We start from the raw sequence: 13,473 nt of genomic DNA on the forward strand, positions 1-13,473 counted from the left end.
TCATTTCTTTCTGTCACAGTACTCCGCGCTAAGGAAAGCGCTCCGGCGCAGATATAATGTCTGACGACATTATATCACGATTGCACAGCAATCATGATACCTCCGTGGGATGCACACTCCGCGCTAAGGAGAGCGCTCCGGCGCAGATATAATGTCTGACGACATTATATCATATAAATATACGTATGATACACAAAAGCAATAAATGTGCAGGATAAAATACATAAAAGAAATATTTCATCTTAGGCCCACGCTGTCCGTTGTACAGCCAGATGGGAAGAATGGATAGAATAGCAAAATTCTGTATTCCTCCGAACATACCCCAGTCCAGGAAGGCCAGTGAGGCCGCTTTTCCAAGTATGGATGTTTGGAATACGTAGAAGGCCAGAATCAGCAGCACGCCCATCATATTGTAGTCCGTCATGAAAAAGTACGCAGCCAGGCAGACCAGCACAGTCATCAGCATCCTCCACCATACCTTCGGTGAACGCTCGATCAGTATGAGCAGCAGCAATCCCAAAAATAGCGTGAAGAACACATTCTGCTGCGCAAAATAATTCGTCTGGCCCATGGACAGATAGATTGCCAGATCAAAGGGGATTTCGGAGACCACCGCAAACAGAAGCAGCCGCAGCGCATATTTCTTACGGTCATGGGTATGAAGGAATCCTTCCACCAACAGAAAACAGAAGATGGGAAACGCCATCCGCCCTACTATTCTGGGTATACTGCTGTATGGGAAAAACATCATTCCTGTATGATCAATCACCATCGTTATGATGGCGATCCATTTTAAAGTAAAGCCGTTGATGCCTATTATTTCTCTGATCTTTTCCATTCCATTTCCCCTGCTGTCTTTATTTGCCGACCAGAACTATTACCGTCCTGGCTTTTACCGTCATCATTTTTGGTGTTTGAACCACCGGCTCCCGGCCGGATTCATAGAAACTTCCATCCGCGGCAAGGGAGGTATCCATGACAATCCTCCAGGACTTCCCATCCGGCAGCTTCGGAAGAGCGAACTCATGCTCGATCCAGTGCATATTATAAGCCACATAGAAAAAATCATCTTCCTGCCGCGGTCCGGTCTTCGCGTATTTTCCACAGTACATCAGTCCGATCTGCCTGCTGAACGGCTCGAATTCACCATACCAGGCCTTTTTGCCGTGATAAGACAGGTCCGGATAACCGCAGGCGATATAATCCATGATCCGAAGTTCCTCCGGCCTGTGCAGAATCGGATGTTCCTGGCGCAATGCGATCAGTTTCTTTACATAATCTAAGACTTCCCGGGCATCCTTCGTGAGATTCCAGTTGATCCAGGCCGTATCGTTGTCCTGGCAGTAGGAATTATTGTTCCCCTTCTTCGTATGCATCAGCTCATCACCGCTGAATATATAAGGGGTCCCCTGGCTTAACAGCAAAAAGCTGAAGGCGTTCTTGACCTGCTTCATCCGAAGCTCTCTCACCGCTCTTTTGCGGCTGGGCCCCTCGGCTCCACAGTTCCAGCTGTAATTATAATTCGTCCCGTCCCGGTTATCCTCTTCATTTTCTTCGTTATGCTTCCCGTCATAAGATACCAGATCCAGAAGGGTAAATCCATCATGATTCGTTATATAATTGATCACGCCCTGCCCGGAAGGGTTTCTTCTGACCCGCCAGGTAAAAGCGTCCAGCATATCCTCATCACCCTTTAAGAACCGCCGGGCATCCACCAGGAAGCCGCTGTTATACTCCGCCAGATTCCTGAATTTTGGCAGCGCGCCCCCATGATTGATCTCTTCCATAGGAAAACCATGATACATAAGCTTCGTCCTGGACAGAATCGGATCGGCGGCCAGCAGGCCGGCCGGAACCTCCTCCCCGTTCAGATGGATTCCGTCCAGATGATAGGTAAGCACCCAGTACCTCAGGCAGCGCAGCATCAGTTCCACACCGGTCCCCTTTGGAAAATAAAATTCCATGGAAATCTCGATTCCATTTTGATGAAGCATACGCACCATATCCCTGAATTCCGTCACCGGATCAGAGGATGCGGCGTAGGATGCTTTCGGCGCGAAATAACTGCCCGTCCCGTATCCCCAGGTATTCAAACGGTATGATTTCCCCTCCGTTTCCACGTTTTCCCTATAATAACTTGTGGGTCTGCGGATCAGGATCTCGTCAAACTCATAAGACGGCATAAGTTCTATATGATTGATTCCCAGCTCTTTCAGATAAGAAATTTTCTCTGTAATTCCCAGAAAGGTTCCTTTTTGTTTTACTTTCGAAGAAGGATGCATCGTAAAATTCCGGACATGCAGACCGTACATGACGGTATTTTCATATGGGATCTCTAAAGGCTTATCCCCGTCCCAGTCATAATCCGAAACCGCAAAACCGCAGCGTACAAAGCCGCCTTCGCTTTTTTTCACAGGCTCTCCAAAATGTTCTCTGCCCAGTATCCTTTTCGCGTAGGGATCCAAAACAATCTGACGGCCAATTCTGAAATTATATTCGTACTCATCTGCTTTAAAATCCCGGATCGCAAGAGAATATACATTTCCTGTCCTGCTCTCCCCGGGAAAAGGAATCTCGATCGCCGTATGTGTCTCATCCTTATGATACAGGATCAGGGCACACGGCTGCCCGTCCTCTGCCGCCACGGCAAAGTTCATATAACCATCCTCATAGCTGGTCCCCAGCGGCAATGGTTTTCCCGTCCGTATCATTTTCCGGAATTGATTCTTGGTCTCCATCCTTATGCCCGCCCTTCTTGCATTATTTGTAATTCCTGACATCAGCCCATGAATAAAATTATTATATCATTTTTTTCCGGTTTTTGTATACTCTTTTATCGCCATGAACACTTAGCTAGCTGATAAGGGAGGGGACTGGCTCCTTTCGGCTGTAAAGTAAGCACGTCAGAAACCACGTGGAGAAAGGGGCCTGTCCCCGTATATTGACTCGAATAACCCCACATCCGGGGACAGGCACCTTTCTCCACGTGGTTTCTGACGTGCTTACTTTACAGCCGAAAGGAGCCAGTCCCCTCCCATTTGGCCGCTGTAGGCTGGGGGCAGTTATATCTTTTTGAGAAGCAATTATTGACATATGTCATAAATAGACGTATACTAATGATACTAACCGGAGAGAACAGGAGGAGTTTATATGCCGCGTCCATCAAAATGCAGGAGAATCTGCACACTTCCGCGGACAAGCCAGTTCGGGCCGCTGGAGCTTACGGATGATACCCCTAAGATTGAAATGACCCTGGACGAATTTGAAACGATTCGCCTCATTGACTATCTGGGTTATGATCAGGAAGATTGCGCGGTTCAAATGGGTGTCGCCCGCACCACGATCCAAGCCGTTTATAACAGGGCGCGCCATAAGCTGGCCGAAACGCTGGTTTCCGGGAGTGTTCTTCTGATCGAGGGCGGCAACTATATGCTCTGTTCTCACTCCGGCGACTGCTGCGGCAAAAACTGCGGGAAGCATTCCTGCTTTGGCCGCCGCTGTCAGGGCGGTGGGATAGCCGGACAAGCAAAAAATAATGTTGTAAAAAATGGAGGTTGTAAACATGAAAATTGCAGTAACTTATGAAAATGGTCAGGTATTTCAACATTTTGGTCACAGTGAACAATTTAAAATCTATGAGACGGATGAACATTCCATCCTCTCTTCTGAAGTGGCAGACACCAACGGCAGCGGCCATGGGGCTCTGGCAGGTTTCCTGAAGGACTATGGGATAGAGGTTCTTATCTGCGGCGGTATCGGAGGCGGTGCCAGAACCGCGCTAGCGGAGGCAGGTATCACCCTTTATCCAGGTGCAAAAGGTGACGCGGATGAGCAGGTAAAAGCCCTTCTGGCCGGGAACCTGAATTATCAGCCGGATATTGTATGTGATCACCATAATCACGCCCATGGGGAAGGCCACACCTGTGGGGAGCATGGCTGTAAGGATCACGGGACTGCGCATTAGAATGGGATGATAACGGTTAAACATTAGGGGGCACCTGGTAGCGTAGTCACAGACCTTTATATGTCTGCGGCTAGCGGACCTAAGTGCCTCCTGAATTTTTTGCTTATCCAGGTAGACATCCAGGGACAGGCCCCTTTCTCCACGTAGCTGCTTGAAGGGGTGGCGTTACTACCGAAAGATGCCAGTCCCCTCCCAATTGACAATGGATAGATATTTAACTAATAAAGACAATACTACAAACATTATGTTATAATAAAAACCAAATATATTTTTTTGAATACAGTAAGGAGAATTTATGAGAAGAAAAGATAGAGAAATAAAAGATTTTAATGAAATCATTGAGATTATTAAAAAGTGTGATGTATGTAGAATTGTATTAAATGATAAAGATTTTCCATATATTGTCCCCCTGAACTTTGGATTGGAAGTACAGGGAGAACAAGTTTTCCTTTATTTCCACGCCGCAAAGGAAGGGAAAAAATTGGACTTAATCGCAAAGGATAATCGTGCGACATTTGAAATGGATTGTGACCACCAGTTTATTCTTTACAAGGAGAAAATGAGTTGTACAATGGGGTATGCTAGTGTGATTGGACATGGCAATATAGAAATTGTACCGGAGGAAGAAAAATACGAATCACTAAAGATTTTAATGAGGCAATATCATGCTGAAGAATTTAAATTCAATACAGATATGATGAAAATCACGACTGTTTTGAAAATGACCGTTACAGATATGGTAGGCAAGAGAAGAAATAATATACATTAAAGATAGAACAAGATTTTTCGTTTACAGTGATCAAGTTCGCTCTTATTACAACATTACCTTTATGTTAAAAAAGAAATAAGGTTATAAATGTACTGCTATCGAATCATAAGAGTTCTATAATACCCTTGCACTGACTGTCACCTTGTTTTCCCGGGAATACGAATTTGCATAGGGTCTGGAAGAAAGAAACAATGCAAAAGACCTCCGAAGCAGCTTCACTCATTGTGCGCTGCCCCGAAGGTCCGCTCATATCATTTCAAGAAAGACATGCTTTCCTTACCTTCCTTAACTTGAATAATTCTCCAGAAAATTATACAGCTGCTGAATATCCGTAATATAGTTTCCTGATTTAATTTTTTTCTGAATCTCTTCCGGAAGAATCTCTACTTGAATATCCGTGTATTCATAGACCGTCTTTTTATCCATGTAGTAGACGGTAATATACCCATTTTCCTCGATCAGATAATATTTATAATCCTTAGCCGGCGGCTGAAAAGTCTTACGCAGCACGATCCGGTCCTTTGAAAATGAGATCAGCTCAAAGGAAGTAAGCCCTTCCTCCAGATCCTCGATGGGCGGTGCCTCTTCATAGGTCTTGAGGTATTCAATCAGTTCCTCTCTGGTTTTACCTACGAACTCCGCCGGTATATTCTTCTGCTCTTCCTTTAGGGAAAAATCGGTCGCATTGTAATGTTCCAGGACGTATTTGGTGGTGTTGGTAATCCGGTCCTGGTCAATGGTGTCCACGGTCAGGAACTCATTGCCGGACGGATCTGTATCACCGATCCCGGACAAATCTATATTGTCCAATTTATATAAAGAATAGCGGTAGCTGCCGTATACGATTCCTGCCAGCAAGACCGCCGCAATACAAAGGCCGATACCATATTTTTTCATAGGATTTCCTCCTTTTTCCATAGTATCGGCCTGAATTTATGAAATTATACATTGTCGAGCGGCGTATGCCGCGAGCCTGCCCGAAGGGCATGATTAATGGGATACTGGTAAGTATACATTGTCGAGCGGCGTATGCCGCGAGCCTGCCCTTAGAGCAGATGAACTTTTTTTGCGATACGGGCGATCAGATTCCCTTTGGGGAAATTCTGGAGCTCCTGCTCATTCACTCCCTTTAACAGCAGCAGTACGCACATATAGATCAACGCGCCCAGAACGATAGCGATCAATACGCTGACCGTATTTGATTTTATCAGCTTCATCAGTCCGGTATAGATCAGGAATACGGCGATTCCCATCACCGCGGAGGACAGCGCCGGTATCACAAACGTCCTGCGGATCTCCTGCCGGTATCCCATGTGCTTGCGGATCGCCAGCCCATTCAAAATACACATCATCAGGGAAAAGAATATGTTCGCCCAGATCACCGCTTTGATATCCATATGAAATACCTGGAGCAGCAGGACCAGGAAGGCCAGGTGGGACACCAACGATATCGCGGCATTGCGCACCGGTATCCGCATCCGGTTAATTCCCTGCAGGATACCGTTTGTCAGGGTAGACAGGGAATAGAACACCACGGATACCGCTCCCAGTCTCAAAAGCTGCGCGGGCAGCTCGCTGGAATCGTGAAACAGCAGCTGCTGCACCGGCGCGGCCAGCGCAAAGAACCCCGCGGCGCAGGGGATCGTCAGGATCATGGTAAAACGAATGGACAGGTCCGTCCGCTTCTTCACCACGCCCCCGGCCCCTTCCGCCATGGCCCTTGTGAGCACCGGAACCGTAGAAGCCGCCATGGCCGACGCGATAGCTATGGGGATATTGGTCAGCACTTTAAACTTGCCGGAAAATATACCCCACTGGGTATCCACCATCGCCGCCTCGAAGCCATTGGCATACATCAGATTCTTAAAAACCCCCTGATCCAATATCCCGCTGATATTATAGACTGCCGTACTAAGCACCACCGGTACAATCGTAAGAAACAAAATCCGGTAGACTTCTTTATAGGACTCCTGCTTTCTCGTGTGGTCTTTCGCTATAGCCCGCCGGTTTACCCGCCGGTACAGGCTCCAGATCCACATCAGGAACAGCATTGTCACAAGGGAAGCCGCCACCACGCCAAAGGTAGCGCCCGCCGCGCCGTAAGCCGCGCCCCAGACTTCACTCTCCAGGATCGCGCTGATCTTCATTCCATACCGCACCATATAGTATGCGGCGATCAAACCTACAGCCGTCTTAATGACCTGCTCGATGATCTGGGAAACCGCGGTGGGCATCATGGTCCCCATTCCCTGGAAATACCCGCGGTAAACTCCGATAAATGCCACCAGCACAATCGCCGGCGCGATCACCTTCAGAGCCATGGCGCTTTCCGGGGTGGACAGGATCTTACCTGTGAAAAAATCCGCTCCCAGATATGTAATCACCGCGATCACTGTTCCGATGATACCGGCAAATACCATGGCGCCCTTATAGATCCGCTGCGCATTTCTCCTCTGTCCCGCGCCGATCCGGGCGGCTACCAGTTTGGATACCGCCAGCGGCAGACTGTAGGAGGAAATCAGCAGCATCATCGAATACAACTCAAATGCACAGGAATAATAACTGTTTCCCGTATCCCCCAGAATTCTGGTCAGCGGGATCCGATAGACAGCCCCGATCAGACGCACAATAATAGATGCGGCCGCCAGAATACTGCCCTGTACCAGATAATTAGATTGCCTGCGTTTTCGTCCTGTTCCCATAGGACACCTCTGTTCCGATTATTCTTCCGTCTATTCCCAGCGAACCTCTCCCGCATCTGTCGCGGAAATGATGCAGACCCAGGTTTTGCCTTGATTCAAGAGGAGCTCATTGCCGTTCTGGTCATAATAACGACCGGAATCCGTATCATCTTCGCCTCTCTCCCAGGTTCCTTCGATCACTTTACCATCGGTAAAATATCTCATAGGACCGCCGGTCTTGGTGTCTACCCACCAGTAGCCTTTTGCATCCCTGGTATCCGCATAGCAGTACTGCAGGATCACATTCTTGACAGCCAGCTGCTTACCGGTCATATCGTCGATCTGTTTTCCTCCATACTGGCTTCTGTAATATAAACCATCACTTTCATTGTACTCGAAGGCCGGCTTGTTCACCGGATATCCGGGTTTGACCACCTTACCGGACTGTCCGCCAGACATGTCCGCCGTCTCTCCCTCGGAGACAAAGCCCAGTTTTCCGGTGTATTCCTTGTCATAATCCATGCTGTATCCGAGCTTATCGATCCCTTTCAGAATGCCCTCGCCGCTTGCATAGCAGTTATGAGGCGCCTTTCTGTCGGAGGTACGGTAATATACGATATCTCCGGGATAGCCCGCGCCGCTGCTGGCCAGTCCGCTGACATTATTTACATAATCCTTGGACAGCAGATCCAGCGCGTATACCGCCTGGCCATAGTGACAATAGATAGCGTCAAATTCCAATGCGAACTGCACAAAGTAATCACGGCAGCTTCGAACCGAACCAATTTTCTTTAAATCCTGCCACTCTTCCATCACACCCATCAAACGGGTCATATATCCTTCCACCGGTGCCTCATAAATCACGCCGGATCTGGAAATACCAGTCTGGGGGCAGGCAACCTGCGCGTTGTTGAATACATAGGCGATGGGCCTGGTATCTCCAACGGACTTGTCCACCCATTCACCGGTCAGATAACTCTGTACCTGATTGCCGTTGGTCTGCCGAACCCACATATTGCCCGTGTTCTCTTCCACTTCGGCAGGCTCTTCCTCCGGGACCGGAGTCTCTGCCGGCGCTTCGGGTACCGGTGTCGCCGCCGGAGTTTCCACAGGTGCCTCCTCTTTCTTACCGCAGGCAATCATGCTGACCGCCATGGTAAGAACAAAGGCAAATGCTAATATTTTTTTCATCACTCTTTCCTCTCTTCCTTTTCTATCTGCAAGCAATGCAGGATTTCTTCCTGTTTTGCTTCCATTCGCTTCGCTTCTTCCTCGGTTATATGATCATAACCAAACAAATGCAGCATACTGTGGGCGATTAAAAACGCGTATTCCCTCTTCTCGGAATGCCCATATAGCTGCGCCTGTTCCCTGACCTTTTCCAAAGAAAGTATGATATCCCCCAGCATCAGTTCCCCTGTTTCCGGGTTAAAATAATCCAGCTCATCCGCCTCAATACCGGAAAAATCCGCCGGAGAGTCATAGTCGACCAGCGGAAATGACAATACATCCGTCGGCCTGTCGATCTGTCGGTATTCCCGGTTAATCTCACGGATCGATTCATTATCCGTCAAAGTTACGTTTAATTCCACCTCATAGGGACAGTTTACGTAGTCCAGGGCCTGCTCCACCACCTGCCCCGCTACTGCCTCCATATCCAGATCCAATTCAGTCTCACATTCTCTGATTATCTGTAAACTCATACGAGAACCTCACTTTTTATATTGCCTACACCATGTATCAGTTATCCGGTCATATACTTATCTTGTCTTTTCAGGATTACTACCGGGTTTCGTTCTCCCGCCGCTACGATATCGATCGGTCTTTTTCATGGTATTCTGTTCGTACTCCTCATAAGCCTGTACGATCTTCTGCACCAAAGGGTGACGGACCACATCTTTGCTGGTCAGATAGGAAAATCCGATATCTTCTACCTTTTTCAGAACCCGCACGGCGATATCCAGTCCTGATTTCGTGCCGGAGGGCAAATCCTTCTGAGTCATGTCTCCGGTAATGATCACCTTGGATCCGAATCCGATCCGGGTGAGGAACATCTTCATCTGAGCCGGCGTCGTATTCTGCGCCTCATCCAGGATAATATACGCATTGTCCAAAGTACGCCCGCGCATGTACGCCAGCGGGGCCACTTCGATCAATCCCTTTTCCATATTCTTCATAAAGCTTTCCGAACCCATGATCTGATACAGCGCATCGTAAAGGGGCCGCAGATAGGGATCCACCTTGCTCTGCAGATCTCCCGGCAGGAAACCTAATTTTTCCCCCGCCTCGATGGCAGGCCTGGTCAGGATAATCCGTCCCACCTCTTCGTCCTTAAACGCCTTGATCGCCATAGCCATAGCCAGATAGGTCTTGCCGGTACCTGCGGGGCCGATGCCGAATACGATCATCTTTTCCCGGATCTGGTCCACGTACTGTTTCTGGCCCAGCGTTTTGGGTTTAATGGGCTTTCCATTGATGGTATGGCAGATGCAGTCCTTATCGATCTCGACGACCGCCTCTTCCTTTTCTTCAAAAGAAAGGGCTATGATATAATCCACATTCTGTTCCCCGATAATATTTCCCCGTTTGGACAGCTCTACCAGCTGTTCAAATACTTTTCTGGCCTTGGCAGCCGAACCTTCCGGCCCTATGATTTTCAGGCCGCCGTCCCTGGCGATTACCGTTACCTGGAAGGCTCTTTCGATCTTCTTTATATAAGCATCAAACTGTCCGAACACATTTTGGGCATGTTCGGACGGAACATCGAGAATTTTTTCAGTTATACTCATTCTTCTTCGGTCCTCTCTTCCGGATCAGGGATGGTCAGCATCTCTGTCGGCGTGCGGGCACCGATTTTTTCTTCAATCAACAGCTTTCCCGCGGCTTTGCAGAAATCCCCATCAATTCCTATTTTAACATTATTTTCAACAATTTGAACCCCTTTTTTTCTTAATTTTTCTAAAAATTCCGACAAATGCTGTTCTGCTATGGCATCTGCTTCTTCCTGTGTATACATTTTTTCCACAGGTGTGTAGTCATTTACCGTGGAAATCTGTAAAGTTAGGGGCAAATAAAAGTTTTCCCCGATTTTCAGTGTGTATTCATCGGTGACGATGTCGAAGGTCTGATAGGGTATCTTTGGCTGAAACAGGCGGATCTGTTTTTGCAGGATTTTAAGGCCAACCTGAAATTTATGTTCCCCGCTGTAATTTTTATCTGTATAGGCCAGCGGGAATTCATCGCTGTATTCATGGACTGTTTTCGCATAGATATCCGCGTCTGCGGACCGGAACTGATAGTTGATGACGGTCGCATCGTCTCCTAATACATCCACCCGCCCCAGCACCAGCAGGTCCCCTTCTTTTACCACATCCCCCACTTTTACCTGAGGGGTCCCCGCCCGTGTGATCATCTTTGTAATAAGCCCGTCTTTATCGGCGATCAGATCCGTAACGGTATCATCCCCCTGTTCCTGGACCGTATCCACCACATCTGTATCCGTATTTTCCCGGACATGGATTAAAAGCCTGGTTCCCCGGATCTCCGCCGAAGCCCAGATGATATCGTTAAACTGAGCGCGGATCATGGATTCCACTTCCTGACAGTCCACCTTTTTTTTGGAGATTCCGTGATATACCTCCTGAGTCGACAGATAATCCAGGATCACATCCGAAGTCTGGGTATAATTTCCTTCTATATGAATGTCCCAAATAAACAAAGACATCACGTAGAGCATGGCTGCGCACAGAACGATACCAATAAAGAACATTTTACGCTTCCGGTATTTATGTAAAAAAAAAGGAAGTCCACATTTGTCCAATATCACTACCTTTGTCTTGGTTTTCTTCAATATTGGCTTCAGTTTGCGGAATCCCTTAATCGTGATATACATTTCATAATCATCACCGACATTCTCAATATTCCATAGCAGAATATCATGGTAACTGCATAAATTGATGAACCGTTCCGGGGAATATCCCACCAGCCGGATTTTAATATACCCTTTTATATACTGAATGATTTGAATGAGCAACCAGATGCACCTCGACTTATTTTAAGTATAATGGATCTCTATAATGCGTCCTGTAATTTTCATTTCATCATTGGTATAATAATCTATATGCAGATTCGTCCCTTTCATCTCCAGCTGGCAGGTTTTTGTCTGTAGACGGATTCTCTCCTTCGTATATTCTATAATTCCCCGGTAATTTTCCACGTAAGCTTCACACTGCCCGGTCACGGTCAGGATCACCGCGCCGAACATCAGATCCTTGGGAAGCTTCAGGGAATCCACCACATTTTCCTTTACACCCGGAGTCTCTCCTTTTTGTTTTGCGATGCGGTCTGCGTTTCTTGATTTCCTCATAGTCATCCCATATGGTTTATTATCTAATATATGTGGAGGATTACCGGATTATGAATTTGGACGGCGGCTGTGCCGCTTTTGTGAAGGAGGGTCCGCAGTCCCGTACCCTGGATATTATCGGAGCTGATGTGGAAGGGATTATGGGCCGGGCAAGCAGGGAAATTCTTGCGGCTTTGCTTGAATAGATGAGGTTTTTCATTTGTGCTTTCCATTTGTTCATTTATAATGATTCATGTGAACCGGCAGGTGCCTGAAACCCCTTCCGCGCGCCTGCCGGTTTATATGAAATATAATGTGCCTAGTTTAAGTAAAAATTATGATTGATGATCGGCTTGTATGATCGCTTTAATAAAAGCAGGGCGTTCCACCGGCTCTTCCGAGAAATGGCAGGTACTACGGAACCGTTCTTTCGCCTGCCGCAGTTTTTCAGGATCATTGGCGTGGATGGCAGCAAGGGATTCACCCGTCTTTACGTAGTCCCCTACTTTTTTGTGGAGAACGAGTCCTACGGATAAGTCGATCTCACTGTCCTTCGTCTCGCGGCCGCCTCCCAGGATCAGGGATACGATCCCTACGTCCTCGGTATCGATGTGGCATATATAGCCGGACTGTTCAGAGGGGATCTCTTCGACCAGGGACGCCTGGGGCAGAAGCTCTGTGTTGAATACCGCCGCTTCCTCACCGCCCTGGGCATGGACGAATTCCGCCAGCTTGGCCAGTGCGCTGCCGTCGTCTATGGTTTTCTGCAAAATATCTTCCGCCTCTTCCATAGAATGGGAACGTCCGATGCTGACCAGCAGTCCGGCGCCCAGCTTCCTGCACAAATTCTTCAGATCTTCAGACCCACGTCCTTTTAAGGTCTCGATGGCTTCCTTCACTTCCAGTGCATTTCCCACAGCGAAGCCCAGCGGCTGATCCATGTCGGATACGATGGCCGTCATCTTCCTTCCCGCCGATGTCCCGATCTCGACCATGGTTTTGGCCAGGGCCAGGGCGTCTTCCTCTGTCTTCATAAAAGCGCCGCTTCCAGTCTTCACATCCAGCACGATAGCATCTGCTCCGGCTGCCAGCTTCTTGCTCATTATGCTGCTGGCGATCAACGACAAATTATCTACCGTAGCCGTTACGTCGCGCAGCGCGTACAATTTCTTATCCGCCGGGGCCAGGTCTGCCGTCTGCCCCATGATGGCTATTTTGATTCGGTTCACATTTTCTATAAACTGGGTTTCCGTCAGGGAGACAGAAAAGCCCGGGAAGCTTTCCAGCTTGTCAATGGTTCCTCCGGTATGGCCAAGGCCCCGCCCGGACATTTTGGCAACGGGCAGTCCCAGCGCGGCCAGCATGGGCGTCAGAACCAGTGACGTCTTATCTCCGACGCCGCCGGTGCTGTGTTTATCCACTTTAATTCCCTCGATGGCGGAGAGATCCAGCATATCACCGCTGCGGGCCATGGACATGGTCAGATTTACGGTCTCTTCTTTGCTCATTCCCCGGAAATAGACCGCCATCATCATGGCCGACATCTGATAGTCCGGTATTTTTCCGTTTGTATAATCATGGATCATAAATTCGATCTCCTCTTTGGTAAGGACACCGCCGTTTCTTTTCTTCATAATCAAATCATACATTCTCATAGACCATTCCTCCATAATCCTTTTCGGATCGATCGAATTTTTTCTGCTGCGCATTCTTT

At 48.0% G+C, this 13,473-nt stretch carries 14 protein-coding genes; 4 read left to right on the forward strand and 10 right to left on the reverse strand.

From position 1 onward, the window contains the following. Positions 1–169: 169 nt before the first annotated feature. Together KTH90_RS12885 and KTH90_RS12890 are read right to left on the reverse strand one after the other, a co-directional pair. Entirely contained in the window at positions 170–838 is a 669-nt protein-coding gene (locus KTH90_RS12885; protein ID WP_158354185.1) for a TraX family protein, read from the reverse strand. A 19-nt stretch (positions 839–857) separates the two neighbouring features. Continuing rightward, a complete protein-coding gene (locus KTH90_RS12890; protein ID WP_238726914.1) occupies positions 858–2,738 on the reverse strand; it encodes a hypothetical protein in 1,881 nt (626 codons plus the stop codon). Between the two features lie 412 nt (positions 2,739–3,150). Here KTH90_RS12890 and KTH90_RS12895 point away from each other — a divergent pair, with 412 nt between their 5' ends. The 3 genes from KTH90_RS12895 to KTH90_RS12905 all read left to right on the forward strand — a co-directional run bounded on the left by KTH90_RS12895 (position 3,151) and on the right by KTH90_RS12905 (position 4,733). Continuing rightward, the gene (locus tag KTH90_RS12895) at positions 3,151–3,585 is read left to right on the forward strand and encodes a DUF134 domain-containing protein (protein WP_158354183.1); all 435 of its coding nucleotides are present in this window, start codon (positions 3,151–3,153) and stop codon (positions 3,583–3,585) included. Then, a complete protein-coding gene (locus tag KTH90_RS12900) occupies positions 3,563–3,964 on the forward strand; it encodes a NifB/NifX family molybdenum-iron cluster-binding protein (protein WP_158354182.1) in 402 nt (133 codons plus the stop codon). Before KTH90_RS12895 ends, KTH90_RS12900 begins: the two co-directional genes overlap by 23 nt. A gap of 295 nt (positions 3,965–4,259) precedes the next feature. Continuing rightward, entirely contained in the window at positions 4,260–4,733 is a 474-nt protein-coding gene (locus KTH90_RS12905) for a pyridoxamine 5'-phosphate oxidase family protein (protein ID WP_158354181.1), read from the forward strand. A 285-nt stretch (positions 4,734–5,018) separates the two neighbouring features. Here the strand turns inward: KTH90_RS12905 and KTH90_RS12910 are convergent, their stop codons facing one another. The 7 genes from KTH90_RS12910 to KTH90_RS12940 form a co-directional block, all read right to left on the reverse strand. Beyond that, on the reverse strand, positions 5,019–5,630 hold the full coding sequence (locus KTH90_RS12910) for a hypothetical protein (protein ID WP_158354180.1): 612 nt from the start codon (positions 5,628–5,630) through the stop codon (positions 5,019–5,021). Positions 5,631–5,779: 149 nt separating this feature from the next. Further along, positions 5,780–7,435, reverse strand: a complete 1,656-nt coding sequence (locus KTH90_RS12915; protein WP_158354179.1) for a putative polysaccharide biosynthesis protein — start codon at positions 7,433–7,435, stop codon at positions 5,780–5,782. Between the two features lie 30 nt (positions 7,436–7,465). Further along, the gene (locus tag KTH90_RS12920; RefSeq protein WP_158354178.1) at positions 7,466–8,605 is read right to left on the reverse strand and encodes a DUF3048 domain-containing protein; all 1,140 of its coding nucleotides are present in this window, start codon (positions 8,603–8,605) and stop codon (positions 7,466–7,468) included. Next, entirely contained in the window at positions 8,605–9,117 is a 513-nt protein-coding gene (gene ybeY, locus KTH90_RS12925) for an rRNA maturation RNase YbeY (RefSeq protein ID WP_158354177.1), read from the reverse strand. The genes KTH90_RS12920 and ybeY overlap by 1 nt, the downstream gene beginning before the upstream one ends. Positions 9,118–9,174: 57 nt before the next feature. Continuing rightward, positions 9,175–10,203, reverse strand: a complete 1,029-nt coding sequence (locus KTH90_RS12930; protein WP_158354176.1) for a PhoH family protein — start codon at positions 10,201–10,203, stop codon at positions 9,175–9,177. Continuing rightward, positions 10,200–11,447 (reverse strand): sporulation protein YqfD, encoded by a 1,248-nt coding sequence (yqfD, locus tag KTH90_RS12935; protein ID WP_238726915.1) that lies wholly within the window; start codon positions 11,445–11,447, stop codon positions 10,200–10,202. Before yqfD ends, KTH90_RS12930 begins: the two co-directional genes overlap by 4 nt. A 21-nt stretch (positions 11,448–11,468) precedes the next feature. After that, a complete protein-coding gene (locus tag KTH90_RS12940; protein ID WP_158354174.1) occupies positions 11,469–11,780 on the reverse strand; it encodes a YabP/YqfC family sporulation protein in 312 nt (103 codons plus the stop codon). Between the two features lie 50 nt (positions 11,781–11,830). Here KTH90_RS12940 and KTH90_RS24905 point away from each other — a divergent pair, with 50 nt between their 5' ends. Continuing rightward, positions 11,831–11,965: a hypothetical protein gene (locus tag KTH90_RS24905; RefSeq protein WP_275061400.1), complete on the forward strand. Its 135-nt coding sequence runs from the start codon at positions 11,831–11,833 to the stop codon at positions 11,963–11,965. 129 nt (positions 11,966–12,094) lie between these two features. On the opposite strand, the gene KTH90_RS12945 is transcribed toward KTH90_RS24905, so the two are convergent. Further along, positions 12,095–13,414 carry a pyrimidine-nucleoside phosphorylase gene (locus KTH90_RS12945; RefSeq protein WP_158354173.1) on the reverse strand — a complete coding sequence of 440 codons (1,320 nt, stop codon included), beginning with the start codon at positions 13,412–13,414 and terminating at the stop codon, positions 12,095–12,097. Positions 13,415–13,473: the final 59 nt, after the last annotated feature.

Origin of the sequence: Diplocloster modestus (genome assembly GCF_019042245.1) — a bacterium.
GTDB lineage: Bacteria > Bacillota > Clostridia > Lachnospirales > Lachnospiraceae > Diplocloster > Diplocloster modestus.